This window comes from Exiguobacterium sp. s163 (genome assembly GCF_018617135.1).
GTDB lineage: Bacteria > Bacillota > Bacilli > Exiguobacteriales > Exiguobacteriaceae > Exiguobacterium > Exiguobacterium profundum.
Genome location: NZ_JACSJN010000005.1, coordinates 140,333 through 158,198, shown reverse-complemented (window position 1 = coordinate 158,198; position 17,866 = coordinate 140,333). Strand labels below are relative to the sequence as shown.

The 17,866-nt window shown below is 46.2% G+C and carries 20 protein-coding genes; 15 read left to right on the top strand and 5 right to left on the bottom strand.

The genetic code is table 11. The annotated features are described in order from the left end of the window. Positions 1–10: 10 nt before the first annotated feature. On the top strand, positions 11–718 hold the full coding sequence (locus KNO71_RS13415) for a hypothetical protein (RefSeq protein ID WP_214685029.1): 708 nt from the start codon (positions 11–13) through the stop codon (positions 716–718). A gap of 35 nt (positions 719–753) precedes the next feature. Here KNO71_RS13415 and KNO71_RS13410 read toward each other — a convergent pair whose 3' ends face one another. Next, the gene (locus tag KNO71_RS13410) at positions 754–1,320 is read right to left on the bottom strand and encodes a hypothetical protein (protein WP_214688935.1); all 567 of its coding nucleotides are present in this window, start codon (positions 1,318–1,320) and stop codon (positions 754–756) included. 143 nt (positions 1,321–1,463) lie between these two features. Between KNO71_RS13410 and KNO71_RS13405 the strand changes: the two genes are divergently transcribed. Genes KNO71_RS13405 through KNO71_RS13395 form a run of 3 tightly spaced genes read left to right on the top strand, consistent with a single transcriptional unit; the run spans position 1,464 to position 4,110 of the window. Next, entirely contained in the window at positions 1,464–2,114 is a 651-nt protein-coding gene (locus KNO71_RS13405; RefSeq protein WP_078146057.1) for a response regulator transcription factor, read from the top strand. Continuing rightward, a complete protein-coding gene (locus tag KNO71_RS13400) occupies positions 2,111–3,379 on the top strand; it encodes a sensor histidine kinase (protein ID WP_214688933.1) in 1,269 nt (422 codons plus the stop codon). Before KNO71_RS13405 ends, KNO71_RS13400 begins: the two co-directional genes overlap by 4 nt. Beyond that, on the top strand, positions 3,370–4,110 hold the full coding sequence (locus KNO71_RS13395) for an AAA family ATPase (protein WP_214689042.1): 741 nt from the start codon (positions 3,370–3,372) through the stop codon (positions 4,108–4,110). The genes KNO71_RS13400 and KNO71_RS13395 overlap by 10 nt, the downstream gene beginning before the upstream one ends. A gap of 112 nt (positions 4,111–4,222) precedes the next feature. On the opposite strand, the gene KNO71_RS13390 is transcribed toward KNO71_RS13395, so the two are convergent. After that, positions 4,223–4,660, bottom strand: coding sequence for a hypothetical protein (locus tag KNO71_RS13390; protein WP_047795794.1), 438 nt, complete (start codon positions 4,658–4,660; stop codon positions 4,223–4,225). A gap of 188 nt (positions 4,661–4,848) precedes the next feature. Beyond that, positions 4,849–6,636 (bottom strand): mannose-6-phosphate isomerase, class I, encoded by a 1,788-nt coding sequence (gene manA / locus KNO71_RS13385; protein ID WP_214688931.1) that lies wholly within the window; start codon positions 6,634–6,636, stop codon positions 4,849–4,851. A 134-nt stretch (positions 6,637–6,770) separates the two neighbouring features. On the opposite strand from manA, the gene KNO71_RS13380 reads away from it, so the two are divergent. The 9 genes from KNO71_RS13380 (at position 6,771) to KNO71_RS13340 (ending at position 14,025) form a co-directional block, all read left to right on the top strand. After that, a complete protein-coding gene (locus KNO71_RS13380) occupies positions 6,771–7,067 on the top strand; it encodes a PTS sugar transporter subunit IIB (protein WP_015880368.1) in 297 nt (98 codons plus the stop codon). A 5-nt stretch (positions 7,068–7,072) separates the two neighbouring features. Then, entirely contained in the window at positions 7,073–7,417 is a 345-nt protein-coding gene (locus tag KNO71_RS13375) for a PTS sugar transporter subunit IIA (RefSeq protein WP_041917964.1), read from the top strand. A 23-nt stretch (positions 7,418–7,440) separates the two neighbouring features. After that, positions 7,441–8,748, top strand: a complete 1,308-nt coding sequence (gene celB, locus KNO71_RS13370) for a PTS cellobiose transporter subunit IIC (RefSeq protein ID WP_078147884.1) — start codon at positions 7,441–7,443, stop codon at positions 8,746–8,748. Positions 8,749–8,785: 37 nt separating this feature from the next. Then, entirely contained in the window at positions 8,786–10,210 is a 1,425-nt protein-coding gene (locus tag KNO71_RS13365) for a glycoside hydrolase family 1 protein (protein WP_371815835.1), read from the top strand. 79 nt (positions 10,211–10,289) lie between these two features. Beyond that, positions 10,290–11,018 carry a GntR family transcriptional regulator gene (locus KNO71_RS13360; RefSeq protein WP_074035076.1) on the top strand — a complete coding sequence of 243 codons (729 nt, stop codon included), beginning with the start codon at positions 10,290–10,292 and terminating at the stop codon, positions 11,016–11,018. Between the two features lie 41 nt (positions 11,019–11,059). Continuing rightward, positions 11,060–11,734 carry an ABC transporter ATP-binding protein gene (locus KNO71_RS13355; protein WP_078146062.1) on the top strand — a complete coding sequence of 225 codons (675 nt, stop codon included), beginning with the start codon at positions 11,060–11,062 and terminating at the stop codon, positions 11,732–11,734. Next, complete coding sequence (locus KNO71_RS13350) at positions 11,731–12,738, top strand: ABC transporter permease (RefSeq protein ID WP_214685033.1); 1,008 nt, start codon at positions 11,731–11,733, stop codon at positions 12,736–12,738. The genes KNO71_RS13355 and KNO71_RS13350 overlap by 4 nt, the downstream gene beginning before the upstream one ends. Continuing rightward, a complete protein-coding gene (locus tag KNO71_RS13345; RefSeq protein ID WP_214685035.1) occupies positions 12,735–13,346 on the top strand; it encodes a class I SAM-dependent methyltransferase in 612 nt (203 codons plus the stop codon). The genes KNO71_RS13350 and KNO71_RS13345 overlap by 4 nt, the downstream gene beginning before the upstream one ends. 16 nt (positions 13,347–13,362) lie before the next feature. After that, entirely contained in the window at positions 13,363–14,025 is a 663-nt protein-coding gene (locus KNO71_RS13340) for an NAD(P)H-dependent oxidoreductase (protein WP_214688929.1), read from the top strand. A gap of 38 nt (positions 14,026–14,063) precedes the next feature. Here the strand turns inward: KNO71_RS13340 and KNO71_RS13335 are convergent, their stop codons facing one another. Continuing rightward, on the bottom strand, positions 14,064–14,699 hold the full coding sequence (locus KNO71_RS13335) for a nitroreductase family protein (protein WP_015880377.1): 636 nt from the start codon (positions 14,697–14,699) through the stop codon (positions 14,064–14,066). Then, on the bottom strand, positions 14,696–15,142 hold the full coding sequence (locus tag KNO71_RS13330; protein WP_078146066.1) for a MarR family winged helix-turn-helix transcriptional regulator: 447 nt from the start codon (positions 15,140–15,142) through the stop codon (positions 14,696–14,698). Before KNO71_RS13330 ends, KNO71_RS13335 begins: the two co-directional genes overlap by 4 nt. Positions 15,143–15,323: 181 nt before the next feature. Here KNO71_RS13330 and KNO71_RS13325 point away from each other — a divergent pair, with 181 nt between their 5' ends. Continuing rightward, complete coding sequence (locus KNO71_RS13325; RefSeq protein ID WP_251030118.1) at positions 15,324–17,507, top strand: malate synthase G; 2,184 nt, start codon at positions 15,324–15,326, stop codon at positions 17,505–17,507. Beyond that, positions 17,504–17,800 (top strand): hypothetical protein, encoded by a 297-nt coding sequence (locus KNO71_RS13320; protein WP_015880380.1) that lies wholly within the window; start codon positions 17,504–17,506, stop codon positions 17,798–17,800. The genes KNO71_RS13325 and KNO71_RS13320 overlap by 4 nt, the downstream gene beginning before the upstream one ends. Positions 17,801–17,866 lie beyond the last annotated feature (66 nt).

Genomic DNA, 17,866 nt, shown 5'->3' with positions numbered 1-17,866 from the left:
AGGGGCTTATGTGTTCGAGTTAAGTTTTTGGTTTGCACTCGGTTTTGCCGTGATTCACTTTTTTTCAGGAAAACTCATTCACGTGCGTGAAGTGCCGAGAAGCCGTTTTTTATCAGTGGCTGGAGGGATTGCCGTTGCTTATGTATTTCTTCATCTGTTGCCAGAGTTAAATGAATATCAACGCGAACTTGAAGGAGAGATTAGAAATAACGTCTTTGCTTCCCTCGAGAACCATATCTTAATCATCAGTATGTTAGGACTGGCTGTCTTTTATGGACTCGAACGATTTGCAACGGCCAATAAGCGTAAACAAAAACCGTATGTGTTTTGGATTCACATTGGTTCATTCACGTTATATACGTTTAGCATCGGATATGTGCTCGCAGAAAGTGAATTTCAGTCCAATGGCACGATGTTTCTTTATTTTTTAGCGCTTGGTATACACTTTGTCACGGTCGATCAAGGATTGCGTCAGCACCATCAGCAACTTTATGATCGACAAGGGCGCATCTTCTTAGCGCTTGCTGTACTCATAGGGTGGGCAGTTGGTACCTTTGCGGAAGTGAATGATCTCGGTTTATCGATTGTTGTCGCCTTTTTAGCAGGTGGCGTCATCTTGAACGTCATGAAAGAAGAATTGCCTGCTGAGCGAGAGAGTAGTTTTGGTGCATTTTTGATTGGTTTATTAAGTTATGCGCTGTTATTGCTCGTCATATGAAAAGGGCAACCACCACGAGTGGCTGCCCTTTTGACTTATAAGCTATTGCTTTGATTTTCTACGTTGCTGTCGCTCTCTGTTGAAGCATCGTCATCTGAAGAAGTTGAGTCGTCATGGTGTGGACCGTGACCATGGCGACCACCTTCACGTCCACCGCGCATACCACGAATATCTTCCAAGTCATCGTAACTTGTCACATCGGCAAACCGTTCTTCGTGGTCCGCAAGGATTTGATCGGCGTCTTCTTGCGTCAAGTTTCCTTCTTCCACAGCGGTTGCGAGTTTTTCTTCATGCGACGTCATGATCGCGTCGATGAACGCTTCAATTGAAATCCCTTTTTCTTCTGCGAGTTCAGGGAGAGATTGCCCGTTTTCGCGAGCCACATCCACTTCTTCTTGCGTTAAACCGAGCGCTTCGATGAGAGCGGCATGCCCTGCTTCTCGGTCACCGAACATACCAGGCCCTCGTTCACCACGTTCGCATTGTGTGGATTCCGTCGTTGTCGATTCATCAGTCGTCGTGTCATTCGTCGCGGCATATACGCCTGTGCCTGAGACGGCCAATAGACCGGCTAAAGCGATTGCTAGTTTTGTTGATTTCATGTGTATCTCCTCCTTTGTTACTTCAAGTGTAGGACTGAACGCTTCGGAAGTTGTGAGGGAGTTGCAAGATTTCTGCAAATTGTCTTTGGGAAACGGTGGGACGTTTGATGGGTACGATATAATGGATGTGGAGGCGATATGAGATGAACGTACTCGTTGTGGAAGATGAACTAAAACTGGCGGACGGCATGTCCCGCTTTTTAACATATTCCGGATTTGAGGTGACCGTGGCGATGACTTTGAGTGAGGCGAAACAACAGTTGCATCAACGGTTTGATGCAGTTTTATTGGATGTTCGACTCCCTGACGGAGAAGGTTGGACCTTGATTCCGACATTAAAAGCGCAACAGCCCGCACCTGCTATTATCCTGACGACGGCTCGTGGTGAGGCGGATGATCGTGTGTTCGGATTGGAACTTGGCGCAGACGATTATCTAGTCAAACCCATCGTTTTAAAAGAGTTGGAGATTCGACTGAAACGTCTCGTCAAACAAACCGATATGATTCAATTTGGAACGCTCACCATCGACGTCAAATCGAGAATGGTACAAGAGAACGGACATCCGCTTCGATTAACGAACAAAGAGTATGAGTTGTTACTGTATCTTTGGAAACATGTCGGGGAGGCGTTAGACCGGAACCGCTTGCTCGATGAGGTGTGGGACTACGCATTCGTCGGAGACACACGAACGGTCGACACCCACATTAAACAACTGCGGGACAAATCGCCGACCTTAAAAGAACAGTTGAAGACGGTGCACCGGGTCGGTTATCGATTAGAGGAACTGTCATGAATCGATTAATGAAGAAGTTACTTTGGACGGCCATTCTACCACTTGCCGTGATGGCACTTTTAACATTCGGACTCACGTCATTATTGATTGGACGCTTCGCAGAAGAGGAGACGTACGCACAATTGGAGCGTGAGGCGGCGATTGTGTATGAAGCCATTCAAGAGGGCCGTGGAATCCCAGGGCAACTTGACGTGCTTGTATTTCAAAATGGGCAGCGTATCGAGTTCGAACGAGGCGGACGGATGCATCGCATGATGCCAATCAACCTCGATCCGAATGATTTAGAGATTCAGGACGAAGTGGGTGTAAATGGTACCCGCTTCTTGACGTATCTGAAAGAAGAAGGGGACATTCAAATCGTGACGTATAGTCCCGTTCCGTTTTCAAATCCACAATTCCAGCAAATCTACCTCATCTTAGCGGGTGGGTTTATTCTGGCCCTACTTGTCGCAATCGCTGTCACGTATTGGATGAGTCGTCGGCTCACGCAACCGCTCGTCGAGTTGAAACAAGCGACCGCATCCATTATGGAGGGACGACACGATATTAGTTTGCCGAGCGTGACGAACGATGAGATTGGGGATTTGACCGTCACCATCGGACAAATGAACGCATCACTTCAAGAAAAAGAGGCGCTTCAAAAATCATTTATCTCTGGGGTCACACACGATGTGCGTACACCGCTCGCTATCGTTCGAAACGAGGCGGAACTATTAGAGCTCGGTGTCGTCCATGAAACAGAGATGGTCACAACCGGTAAAAGCATTACCGAGGAAGTGGACCGGATTGACCGACTCGTCAATCAGATGCTCGAATACTCTAAATTGTCCGCAGGTTCGATTCCCCTTGAAATGGAATCGATTCAACTGGATGAATTGGTTCGTCGGTTGACGCCACGCATGTCTGAGTGGTTCCGACAAAAAGACGTGATGCTCGATTTACGATTAGAACCTGTGACAATACAAGCCAATCGACTAGCGATGGAACGGGTTCTTTCGAACTTCTTGAGAAATGCGTATGAGGCGAGCCCGATTGGGGGACGCATTACCATCAAACTGACACCGAATCGACTAGACGTGATAGACGAAGGGGACGGGATTGACCCTGCCGTCCAATCTTCCATTTGGGATATGTATGTGAAAGGGGATCGCTCTAACGGACATGGTTTAGGTCTCGCTATCACGAAGTTACTTCTTGACGCACAAGGACTTTCTTATGGCGTCGATTCAGATAAGGGGGCGACATTTTGGATCGGATGGACATGACTTTATTTTTACGAGGGGTGCGGTTAGAGAAAGACCGCATCCAATCAACGGGTTATCCGTACTCGTTACCAATCTTTCAGACACTCGATGAACTGACGTTTCATCATCCGGTCACGTTTCTCGTTGGAGAAAACGGGAGTGGAAAGTCGACGTTGATTGAAGGGATGGCTGTAGCCACGGGCTTCAATCCAGAAGGCGGAGCGCCGTCCTTCCAATTTGAAACAGAGTCGACGCATAGTTCCTTGTTTGAAGCGCTTCGTCCGATTCGAGGCCCGTATCGTCCGAAAGATGGTTTTTTCTTACGTGCTGAAACGGCATACCAGCTATCAAGTTATGTGGATGAGATGGCAAAGTCAGGACGTGATCCTGAACGGTTTTATGAATCATATGGCGGACGTTCCCTTCATGAACAGTCACACGGTGAAGCGTTTCTATCCCTCATGCTACATCGATTTCGTGGAGACGGTCTCTACATTTTGGATGAGCCAGAGGCCGCATTGTCGCCGATGCGCCAACTGACGATGCTCGCACGCATGCATGAACTTGTCCAGTCGGGGAGTCAATTTATCATCGCGAGTCATTCACCTATCTTGATGTCGTATCCAGGCGCGATGATTTTACAAGTGGAGACGGGACTTACTCCGACGGCTTTTGATGACCTCGAGCATGTACGGGTGATGCGTGATTATTTACAGGCACCGGAACGGATGCAGCGAATTTTGTTTGACTAAAAAAGCGGCCTCGGCCGCTTTTTTCATGCTTTCGTAATCTTTCTTAATAAGATGATCGCGAGGCTAACGCCCCCGGCAATCAACATATACAAGACAATCTCCATCCAAGTGTTCATTCGTCGTCTCCATCCGCAAAGATTGCGAGCTCCCCTTGTGGCATCGCGACCAACAGATAGGCGTCTCCACCAAGTGGTCTCGCGTCCCCTGCTTGCCAGCACTCAAAGTGTTCTTGATATCCATTGATGAAGAGAAGGGATCCGGATTCAAATTCCAGTTCGAGGTGGGGGTGTTCGTCACCGAGGCGTACTTGATGGATGCGCTCTCTTCTTAAGCGCATGAGCTGTTCGAGTTGTTCACCTTCGTCAAACGTATTTTGCGTCGCATGGACATGCCACGGTCCCTCGATGGAGATCCAAGATTCCAGTCCTTGACGACTGAAATAGAGAAGATGATGGTTCGGACCAGAACCGAAATCGATTCCGACAAAAGAAGAGGCGGTAAAGAGGTGATGCAAAATAGATGTCGCTTGTTCGTGCTCTGTGGTAGACACACCGTCACCTCACTTTAAAGAGTTGTTATCATTATCATTTCACGTTACCACGCTAAAGTAAACGAATCTAACTCAATCTAGAAAAGAAACTGTAGATGATTCGCAAAGTATAATGTTGATTTATTTCACATTTCTGTATACGAAAAAAACGGGCATTCACGATGAGTGTCCGTTTTTTTCAAACCTCATTATGCTTCGACAAAGGCAGCGCCGATAACACCCGCATCTCCTGACAATTGAGTGAGGCAGAGACGCGTTTTTCCACTAGCATGTGGATACATTTTATTCGAGACTGCTTGTTGTAATTCGTTCCAAAATAATGAGGCCGACATCATGACGCCGCCTCCTAATACAATCACATCAGGATCGACAGTATGAATGATGTTAGCTAGTCCGCTAGCCAGTTCCTCGACGAAGTGATGGCGGTACTCGTCATCTGATAATAGCGAAGGGACGTTTGTATATCCTTTTTCGCTTGCGCGACTCATGAGCGCGGTACCACTTGCGAGTGATTCGAGAGAGCCTCGATTCAGTACAGGGTGAACTGGTCCGTTCGAACGGATAATCATATTTCCGATTTCACCGGCACTGCCGTTCGCCCCTCGAATGATTTGATGTTTATAGACATAACCGCCACCGATTCCAGTGCTCACTGTTACATAAAAAACAGCATCGAATCCTTTTCCTGCTCCAAATTTAGCTTCTGCGAGAGCTGCTGCATTCGCATCGTTTTCAAGGGTGACAGAAAAGCCGAGGCGCTGTGTTAAAGGCTCAACGATTTTTTGATGGTGCCAATTCGGGAGGTTTGGAGGCGTTAAAAACATCCCTTGTTTCAAATCGAGTGGACCGGGAGCCACAATTCCAACATGCCGGATATCGAATTCAACATTGAATTGATGAATCGCAGTCTCAATAGATTGTAGTGTCTCTTCGAAAGGAAGTTGAGGCTGCGTGTTAAACGTGAGTTGTTTCAGTACTTCACCTTTGAGTGAAACAGCCGCAATCCGAGTGTTCGTCCCTCCTAAGTCAATCCCGATTCGGACAGCTTGTTTTTCATCGGAAGGAACACCAGTCACTAGACAAATCGCTTCTCCCTCAATCAAGAACGACTCATTGGCCGGGAGAAGGAGTGTACCTCCCGTAGGTACTTCCATCTCATCAACGATTAATGTTCCTTGCACGACAGATAGTAACCGGAACGTGTCGGTCGAAATCTTTTCTTTCGCTGTAACATGCCATTTTTCCACGAAGAAGAATGGATTCTTCGTCAAACGTGTTCGAAAGTGATCGAGTTGACGGATTGGTTCACTATAGCCAAGGTGAGGAACGAAAGAAGCGAGAATGCCCTTTTCTACGTGAAGTTCACGTGGACGACCGGTCGTCACATCCAGTCGCTCGTAATCGTATAGACGATAGGTTGTGTCCGAACTTTGTTGAATTTCCAGTACGCATACCCCTTTTGTCAATGCATGGACCGTTCCAGCTGGGACATAGAAAAAATCACCGGCATGAATCGATTTTCGTATCAAGCCGTATTCCAAATCGCCTGTTTCAAGCGCTTTGTTGAAGTCTTCTGAGGTGGCATAGGAGTGACCGTAAATGAGTGTCGCATTTGCTGGAGCATCGAGAATATACCAACATTCATTTTTTCCATATGATTCGTTTTCGAGTTGTTCCGCTAACGAATCATCAGGATGAACTTGAATAGACAAATCATCGTTCGCATCAATCCATTTAATCAGTAGTGGAAACACGTCCGCTTTAATTTGAAACAACTCTGGATATTGTTGATAGAGTTCACGCAAAGAAAGACCAACGTAGGGTCCGGAAGCAACGGCTGAACTACCTTTTTCTAATGCAGAAGCCGTCCAAGCTTCACCGATCGAAGGGTCATTGAAATCGAAACCAAATTGCTTCAGACGCTCCCCTCCCCAAAGTCGCTGTTGATAGTGTGGTTTTAAAAGAATAGCGCTCATATCCTGTCCTCCTGTTAATTTGATATACACTTATGAATTTAAAAACTAAACAAAGTTTAAATCAAGTATAGACATGAAATAAATCATGTGTATAATAAAACATGTAACCGATTTCAAATAAGGAGTGAGGACACATGAAGAAAATCTTATTAGCGTGTAGTTCAGGGATGTCGACGAGTTTACTCGTAACGAAGATGAAAGATCATGCCACATCAATCGGGGATGAGGCGAAGATTTGGGCAGTCGGTCAAGATCAGGTCGTAACCGAGATGGACGAGGCAGATGTGATTTTGATTGGTCCACAAATGCGTTTCTTGTTGGATAAATTGAAAGCGCAAACATCAACACCGATTGAAGTGATCGATATGATGGCATACGGCACGGCGAATGGTAAAGCTGCATACGAACAAGCGATGAAATTAATGGGGTGAACAACGTGGAACAGGTAGACGAGTTAACCTTGGAGCAAATGGCATTCATGATGATTTTGCACAGTGGCAATGCGAGAAGTACGATTCAGGAAGCGATTCAACTGTATAAAACGAGTTCTTATGAAACGTTCGAAGAAAAGATTGATGAGGCACGTGGACAATTAAAAGAAGCACATCAAACACACTTTTCACAAATCCAAAGAGAAGCGAATGGAGAAAAAACAGACGTCTCTTTATTGCTTCTTCATGCAGAGGACCATTTAATGTCTACGCAAACAATGCTTGATTTGACAGCGGGTTTGGTCGAAATGGTCGAACAAAAGATTGTAAATCCTAATCAAGAAGGGTGAATCATATGTCACAGGACAATAAGATGTTCAACATGATCAGTAAACTGCTCATGCCGATGGCGACCTATTTAAACAACAGTCGCTATTTACAAGTATTGCGAGATGCATTCATGCTCGCTTTCCCGATTACCATGTTTGGGTCAATCATCGTCGTCATTGCAAACCTGCCGTTCCTCGACCGTTTCATGTCCGAGAGTACACTCAGTGTATTTAAAACATCACTCGGAAACGCACCATCTGCAACGATGGGGATTATGTCTATCTTTGTCGTCTTCGGTATCGGGTATTATCTATCGAAAAGTTATCAAGTCGAGGCTGTCTTCGGAGGAGCGATCTCGCTCGTGTCTTTCCTTCTCTTAACGCCTTTCTTGATTGAAGTGGATGGTATGTCAGAGGCAGTCGGGAATGTCCTTCCGTTGGATCGCCTTGGAGCGAAAGGGATGTTCCTTGCGATGATTACCGGATTCCTGTCCGGTGAGATTTATCGATTTGTCGTTCAAAAGAAATGGACGATTAAGATGCCGGATGGAGTACCGCCAGCTGTTGCGAAATCATTCTCAGCACTTGTTCCTGCATTATTAACCTTGACTGTATTTTTAACATTCAACATCATCGTGACGAACTTATTCAATACGAATCTTCATGACGTCATTTTCAACGTCGTTCAGCAACCGCTTGTGACATTAGGGAATGGTCTCATTCCAACGTTGATCGCAATCTTCTTCGTTCAGCTATTTTGGTTCTTCGGACTCCACGGTCAGGTCATCGTCAACTCGGTGATGGACCCGATTTGGAACACATTATCTGTGGAAAACTTGACGGCTTATACCTCGACTGGAGATGTTCCGAACATTATAAGTAAACAGTTCATCGAAATTTACACGGTAGGGCTTGGTGGTTCCGGATCTACACTTGCTGTCGTCGTGGCCATCTTGTTGTTCTTGAAATCGAAACAGTTGAAACAAATCGGGAAACTATCCCTCGGACCTGGACTATTCAACGTAAACGAGCCGGTCATCTTCGGACTTCCGATTGTTATGAACCCGCTCATCATGATTCCTTGGATTGTCGCACCGCTCGTGACGGTAACGGTCACATACTTCGCGATGTCGACAGGCTTAGTCCCACCACCAACGGGTGTCGCTGTTCCATGGACTGTTCCAATGTTCTTGAGTGGTATCATGGCGACGAACTCGCTTGCCGGAGGTCTTCTTCAAATCGTGAACTTCTTCATTATTTTGGCGATTTGGTTCCCGTTCTTGAAATTTATCGACCGCATGAACTTGAAAAAAGAGTTAGAAGAATCAACAGATAAACAAGAAGCAGTGTAAACAAATAGAGAAAATAGAAATAAGGGAGAGATAAAAGATGACGAACCCGACACAAACACGAATGAAAGAGCAAAAGACCTATCAATTTCCGACAGACTTTTGGTGGGGAACGGCTTCTTCTGCTACACAGATGGAAGGTGCTGCTTTTGAAGGTGGAAAAGGATTGAACATCTGGGATTACTGGTACATGCAAGAGCCGAATCGCTTTTTCAATGGCGTAAGCGCAACAGAGGCCTCAAACTTCTATCATTTGTATGAAGAAGATATCGCATTGATGAAAGAACTCGGGCATAACACGTTCCGTTTCTCCATTTCATGGTCACGTCTTTTTCCACAAGGTGTCGGGGAAGTAAATGAAGAGGCAATCACATTTTACAACAATGTCATCAATTGCTTAATCGATCATGGTATCGAACCGTTCATCAATCTGTATCACTTCGATATGCCGATGGCGCTTCAAGAACAAGGTGGTTGGGAATCACGGGAAGTCGTGGAGGCATATGTCACTTTTGCGAAGACATGCTTTGAGTTGTTTGGTGACCGCGTCGAGAAGTGGTTCACGCATAATGAACCGATTGTACCGGTAGAGGGTGGATATTTATATGATTTTCATTATCCAAACGTTGTTGATTTCAAGCGAGCTGTCCAAGTAGCGTACCACTCGATCTTATCGAGTGCGAAGGCAATCGAAGCGTATCGTGACATGGGACAATCTGGGCAAATCGGAATCATCTTAAATCTGACACCCTCATATCCGAGAAGTCAGCACCCAGCTGATTTGAGCGCAGCGCGCATTGCTGATGCGATGTTCAATCGCTCGTTCCTCGATCCATCTGTTTTAGGCACGTTCCCTCAAGAATTAGTAGAAGTGCTGAAGTCTGAAGATGCGATGCCACAGATGGAAACAGGCGATCTTGAACTCATTCGAGAACATACAGTCGACCTGCTTGGCATCAACTATTACCAGCCGCGTCGCGTGAAAGCAAAAGCATCACTGCCGAATCCGGACGCACCATTCTTACCGGAAAACTTATTTGATTTTTATGAGATGCCTGGACGTAAAATGAATCCATATCGTGGATGGGAAATTTACGAAAAAGGAATCTATGATATATTAATCAATCTAAAAGAAAACTATGGTAATATTCCATGCTTCATTTCAGAGAATGGAATGGGTGTCGAGGGTGAAGAGCGTTATCGTGACGAGAACGGAAGTGTCCAAGACGATTATCGAATTGATTTCATTCGCGAACATCTGAAATGGATGCATCAAGCGATTGAAGAGGATTCGAACGTAAAAGGCTATCATCTTTGGACGTTCATGGACAATTGGTCATGGAGCAATGCTTATAAAAATCGCTATGGATTTGTAGGTATTGACTTAGATACGCAACAGCGTACTGTAAAAAAATCAGGGCACTGGTTTAAACAGTTGATTGACGCTAATGGTTTTACAGAATAATGAAGTAAGCTGACAAAGACTACTCTTTGTCAGCTTTTTTTGATATATTGTACATATATGTCTATACATGAGGTGCTATATGTCTACTAAGAAAAAACCGAAATATGAAACCATTGCTGATGAAATTCGTAAAAGAATTATTGAACACGTTTATCCGCTAGAACATGCATTACCTGATGAAATCCATTTGGCCCAAGAGTTTGGGGTGAGCCGAATGACGATGAAACGTGCGCTTGAGATTCTCGTCATGGAAGGGCTGATTTATCGTAAACGTGGTAAAGGAACATTCATTTTACAGTCGAGCTTCCAAAAAGATCGCATCAACGTGATTAGTAAAGAAACGAGAGGGCTGACTCAAGTAATCGGAGATCGCTCGTTACGAAGTGAAGTCCTGAATTTTGAGGTGAAGTTTCCGTGTCAGGAAGTCGCCAATCATCTCATGATTGAGCTGACAGAACCGGTCTATGAAATACGTCGTGTGCGTTACGTAGACGATGAGCCGTATGTCATCGAATTGACGTACATGGTTGCTAACCTCATTACAGGAATCACACGTGAAATTTTGGAAAAATCCGTGTATGCGTATATTCAAGAAGATCTGGGTTATACGATTACAAGCTCGCATAAAGTGATTCGAGCAGATAAACCGGATGAGTACGACCAAGCTTACTTGAAGAATGATATCACTGAACCGATTATCGAAGTCGAGCAAGTGGTCTATTTAAGTAACGGGAAACCGTTCGAGTATTCGTTTGCCCGTCATCGATACGATAAATTTGTGTTTTCATCGGTCAATATTGTGAAGTAAAAGTCGCCGCGATGGCGACTTTTTCGTAAGGAGGACCCATCGTGGATGTGAAAATTGAACAAGCAGGATACGAGATAAACGAGCCCGTCATCCAAGACATTTCGTTTGATGTACGGGCAGGTGAGATTTTAGGGGTGATTGGGTCGAATGGTGCGGGAAAAACGACCACCATCGCCTGTCTTACCGGAACGATTCCTTGGATGAAGGGAACGGTTGAGATGGAACGCTATGCGTTTATCCCGGAACAACCGGTCTACTATGATTATTTGACGCTATCTGAACATATTGCACTCGTCCAAGAATTAACGGGAATCGATTCAACAGAAAAAACGGAGGAGTTGCTACAGCTATTCCGGTTAGAGCATGTGACCGATCGGTATCTCTCCTCTTTTTCAAAAGGGATGAAACAGAAGGCGATGATTCTATTGGCGCTCATTCAAGAAGCGCGGGTATTGATTGTCGATGAACCATTTATCGGATTGGATGCGACGACGACGATTCAGTTACTTCGACTGTTAGAAGCGGAGCGTACGAGGGGGGCAAGTGTCTTATTAGTCACACACGTTCTTGATACGGCCGAGCGATTATGCGACCGATTCGTATGGATTGATGATGGACAACTGCTCGCGAGTGGGACGAAAGTGGAGATTCGAGAAGCGCTCGATACAGAGGGGATGACCTTGTTTGACATGATGGAAGATGTGGCGATGCGATGATTGCGAAACGATTGTTTTGGATGCGTGTCTCCCGGTACATAAAACAGCAATGGAAGACGGTCCGATTGATTGTCGACTGGACGATTTTTTTATACGGTGTCCTTCCTCTTCTCATATGGGCAGGCTATTCCTACTGGCAAGTCTGGGAAGGGAACTTCCCCTGGTTAGGTGACATCCCTTATTTTCTCTGGGCACTTCTGATTGGATGGTTCATGTGGCAAGACCGTATGTTTGTCTGGATTGAGCGTGCCGATCTCATCCTTGTGTCAAACCGGGGCATGATTCGGGATTTAAAAAGGTATTCGGTTTGGTATCAACTTACGCAACACGTGATTCAATATGGATGCTATCTGCTGTTGCTTGCACCGATTCTATACGTAAAAGGAAGGGACGTGGGCGAGATTCTCGCGTTTGGGGCTGCACTTTTTCTACTCGCTTGGTGTCACGCATGGGTCCAGTATCATCTACGTCTCCGACACGCCCATCTCATGAAGCGATTTTTAATCGTACTCCTTGCTTTTGTAGGCGTGTATGCGTTATTGATTGAGTCGATATTGCTTAGTGTGTTGATCGGAAGCATCATGGTCACATTTGCGTTATACGTAGGGGAAGCATGGGTGTCGAAACATCCGAGTGTCGGTCGAGAAATTGAAATCGGAGAACGTGAGCGTGCCTCATTCGATCGTGTCCTGTTGACGACGTCAGGAGCCATCGAGAAGACGAGTGAGCGGAAACGTCCCCTGTATCGACCGAGACCGAATCGCTTCGGCACCGTCAGACGGACGATGGCACTCCTTATGTACTTTAGAACGCCGAGTCATCGGAATTTATGGTTTCGACTCATTCCGCTCGGGATCACGAGCGTGATTCTTCTCCCAAGTTGGTTCAAACTAGTGGTTCCGATTTATCTGTTGTATGTCGCCTATCAAGAACAGACGTCGTTCACGAGAGAAATGGAGCGACATCCATTCTTTCAATCCATTCAAGAAAGAGGTTCATCATGAACGAACAGCAGTATGAGCAACTGTTACAAATCGAGACGGCCAAACCTCAGCAAGGATTTCCGTCCTCGGCCGAATATCATCGTTATGAGCCGACTCCTTACGAGGCACTCGATTTGCTTCGGGATGCGTATCCGTTAGAGTCCACAGATACCATCGTGGATTTCGGTTCGGGAAAAGGACGTCTGCCGTTCTATTTAGCGTATACGTTTCGTGTGAGGGCGATTGGTGTCGAGATGGACGGTGGATTTCATGAGGAGGCACTTCAAAATTGGATGAGCTATACGAGGAAACATCGTAATCGGGGAAGTGTTCAATTGGAACAGGGATTCGCGGAGGGATTCATGATTCCACCGGATGCGAATCGATTCTACTTCTTTAATCCGTTCTCGGTGAACGTCTTCCGCCAAGTGATTGCCAACATCATCGAATCTGTTGAAACGGTTCCTCGCCCGGTCGATGTGATTTTATATTATCCGGCGGATGAGTACCTCCATTATTTGAACGACGAGACGCCTTTTCAGTACGTACAAACGGTGCGATTGCCGCTGAAGAATCTTCATGAGCGATTTTTGATTTATCGGTTTGATATGATGGAGTCATCTTGGTAATGGAGGAGTGAGCACGATGAAAAAGAAAGACATTTTAGAAGCGTATCGTTGGCGTCAAGCGACGAAAGCGTTCGATGCGGATCGTAAAATCAAAGAAGAGGACATGGAGTTCATTTTAGAGACGGGACGTCTTTCGCCGAGTTCGTTCGGATTCGAGCCATGGCAATTCGTCGTGGTGCGTCGGGAAGATTTACTCCAAAAGATTAAAGATCATGCATGGGGAGCGCAAGGTCAGGCACTGACTGCCAGTCACTTTGTGTTGATCCTCGCAAGAACACCGAAAGCCATGCGTTACGATTCGGACTATATTCGTTATATCGTGACGGGTGTACAGGGCCGGACGGAAGAAGAATACGCACAGCGCGTGAAACGGGTACAGGAGTTCCAGGAGGACGACTACCGTCTTTTAGACGATGAGCGTGTCTTCCAGGAATGGATCAAGCGTCAGACATATATCCCTCTTGGGAACATGATGACGGCTGCCGCACAAATCGAGATCGATTCATGCCCAATTGAAGGGTTCAATCAAGAGGAGATCGATGAGTTGTTAATCTCAGAAGGTGTGATGGAACGTGGGGAATGGTCACTTTCAGTCATGGTCGCATTTGGGTATCGAGCGCGCGACTTTGCACCGAAAACACGTCGTGATTTTAACGAAGTCGTCAAATATATCGGATGAAAAAAAGGTCAATCGCCTCAGCGATTGACCTTTTTGAATTATTTCCAGTCTGTGATGCGGTCGACTGGGAAACGGACTGATGGGTAACCTTCTTCGGCTGCTTTCCCGATAGAGAGAAGCATGACTGGGAGGTAACGCTCTTTGTCGAGACCGAACGCTTCAGCGATGTTCGCTTTATCATATCCACCGATTGGGTTTGTGTCATATCCGTGTGCGCGTGCGACGAGCATGAGCTGCATCGCAACGAGACCTGAATCGAGCATGATGCTATCTTTGATCATTTCTTTCGGTGCATCTTTGAAGATGCCTTTGATCATGTCGACTTGACGGTCACGGACCTCAGCCGGCATCATACCGCGCTCTACTGCTGTATCGAAAATCTCTTCTGTGTAATCTGCCATCTGATAGTCGGCGAAGAGTGCGATCACAGCTGAAGATGTTTCCACTTGGCGTTTGTTGAAGCTTGCGAGTGGGAGGAGTGTTTCTTTTCCTTCTGCGCTATCGATGACGACGAAGCGCCATGGCTGTAAGTTAAGGGATGAAGGAGCTGTTGTCGCTTCTTCAAGAATTTGTGTCATTTCTTCTTTTGAAATTTTGACGTTCTCATCGTATACACGAATCGAGCGGCGTCCTTTGACAATCTCCATAAAGTCTTTTTGTGTGGCAGTGTTCATATTGTAGTCTTCCTTTCATGGTCAATAGTATCTTGTAACATCGTGAGTGATGCTAATAACTGTTGTTGATCCTCTACCTTCATGTTGACAAAAAGTCGGTCCGTTAAGCACTCTTTTTGCTCAGTCCAATGTGCAATTTGTTCACGACCATCGTCTGTCAACTCAACATAGATGACACGGTTGTCTTGTTCACAGCGTCTCCGCGTGATGAGTCCTTGTGTCTCTAACTGTTTCAAGTGTCGGGTGATGGCGGCATGGTCGACATCGACGCGCTGTTGCAATTCACGTTGCCGCAATGGACCGACGTGATACAAGTTGCTCAAAATGTCGTAGCGACTCAAGCTGAGCCCGTCCATTTCAGAGTCGAATAATTGCCCTAATTCTTTTTGTACCGTGATGATGTGATAGAGAATTTGATCACGAAGCGAGCAAGAATCTCGCATGCACATCGCCTCCTCAAATCATTGATGACTCAATCATTGATGGGTCACACAATGTATAGTAAACCCATCCTGACGATATTTCAAATAAAAAGTTTTAAAAAATAGGTTGTCAAACTGTTATATAATAGTCTATATTATAACCAACTGATATATAACAATGATTAAAGGAGGATGTGAACGCTTGGAACACTATGAACGACTAGATAAGTATCATATTCATGAGAAACTGCTCGAATTTGTGAATAAAAACGTTCTTGAACCTCATGAAATCAATGATTTTTGGGAAGGGGTCGAATCGCTTCTAGAGCGTTTCATTCCAGTGAATCAGACACTTCTAGAGCAGCGCAAGACATTCGAGCGATTGTTACAGGAATGGTACAGTAGGCAAGACGAAGTCAATCCAATCGAATACGAGACATTTTTAACGTCGATCGGCTATATCGAACCGGTCGTCGAAGATTTTAATATCGACGTGTTGAATGTCGATCGCGAAATCGCTCATCAAGCGGGACCGCAACTCGTCGTACCGTTAGACAATGCCAGATATGCACTCAATGCCGCCAACGCCAGATGGGGAAGTCTCTACGACGCTCTTTATGGGACGGACATGATTGACGAGACGGACGGTATGGAAAAGGGGAGAGCATATAATCCCGTTCGCGGTAATGAGGTCATTCGGTTAGCGAAACAGTTTCTGGATGACACGTTTCCGCTACCATCAGGGTCGCACAAGGAAGTGACACGATACGTCGTTCGTGATGATGTCGCTTATGCGGTAATCGGGGACGACGAGCATTCGTTCGCTGATGATTCCTTCGTCGGTTACACCGGGGAACCGAACGAGTTGAAGACGTTGATGCTCCAGCACAATGCCTTGCACGTTGAACTTCAATTCGACCGCGAGCATCCGATCGGAAAGATTGATCCTGCTGGACTGATGGACATCGAGCTCGAATCAGCCCTATCCGCAATCGTGGATTGTGAGGACTCGGTCGCAGCCGTTTGTGCGGAAGACAAAGTTCATCTGTATCGTAATTGGCTCGGTCTGATGGATGGGACGCTTGAAGCCTCTTTCCAAAAGAATGGGAAGCGACTCTCTCGGCGTTTAAACGAAGATAAACGTTTGATTGGAAAAGGTGGAGCGGAAGTCGTCCTCCCGGGACGCGCGCTCTTATTCATTCGGAACGTCGGACACTTGATGACGACGGACTTGATCCTTGATGCAGCAGGGCGCGAGGTGCCAGAAGGAATCGTGGATGCCATCTTCACTTCATTGATCGCAAGTCGCCATCTCCATCGTCGTCTCAACTCTCGAGAAGGATCGATCTATATCGTCAAACCGAAAATGCACGGCTCTGAAGAAGTTGCATTCACCAATGACTTGTTTGACGCCGTAGAAGATTTACTGGATCTTCCTCGCCATACGTTAAAAGTCGGCGTGATGGATGAAGAGAGACGAACATCGCTCAACTTGAAAAATTGTATCGCGCAAGTAAAAGAGCGAGTCGTCTTCATCAACACAGGCTTCCTCGACCGGACGGGAGACGAGATTCATTCCTCGATGACACTCGGACCGATGCGTCGGAAGGGAGAAATGAAGACGTCACCTTGGCTCGCTGCATATGAACGGTTGAATGTATCAACCGGTCTCGAGAGTGGGTTCCATCATCAAGCACAAATCGGAAAAGGGATGTGGGCGATGCCTGACCGGATGCGGGACATGATGCGTGAAAAAATGGCACATGTACGGTCCGGGGCGACGACGGCATGGGTGCCTTCACCGACCGCGGCGACGCTCCATGCGATGCACTATCATCAACTCGATGCTTTTGATGTACAGCGAGAATTGATCAAGCAACCTCATTCGAAACATGAGAGACAACAACTCCTCGACATTCCGCTCGCGACACGCATCTATTCGCAAGACGAGATCAATGAAGAGCTTGAGAACAACTTGCAAGGATTGCTCGGGTACGTCGTCCGTTGGGTCGAACAAGGTGTCGGTTGTTCGAAAGTGCCGGATATTCACCATATCGGACTGATGGAAGACCGGGCGACACTCCGGATTTCGAGCCAACACGTGGCCAACTGGTTGCATCACGGCATCTGTTCAGCAGAACAAGTCGAGGTCACCCTTTATCGGATGGCACGAGTCGTCGATGAGCAAAACGAGTCAGACCCGAATTATCGACCGATGACGCCGAACGTCGATCAGTCGATCGCCTATCAAGCCGCCCACGAACTCGTGTTTCATGGGTTGAAACAGCCGAACGGGTATACGGAACCAATCTTACATCGCCGCCGCCGTGAATTTATGAAACGACAAACTGTGGAGTTCAATTTAAAAGGAGGAACCTCATCATGACAACGAAAAAAATGGAAAGCGAACAGTTGATTGAACGTTGGGTCGTCCGCCGCATCGTATCTGGAGAATCGACAGCATCTTTGGCGAATACGGCATTCGTATACGGCAACGACTTGATGCGCCTCGTCTTGGATCGTGCAGACGGTTCGCTCCAAATCATGAAAGAGCCAATCGATGAAGTCGTCGTTTTCCGCAAACCAGAGGATCGTGACGAAGAAAACGTCTGTCGTTGCTGCGGGATGGAGCATTCGACGTTTAAGGCAGCGTTGGAATGCTGCGCTTACCTCGACTAAATCATTTCATTTGCACCATCTGTTATATAACAAAATTAATTTTATGAAATTAATATAATACAGGAG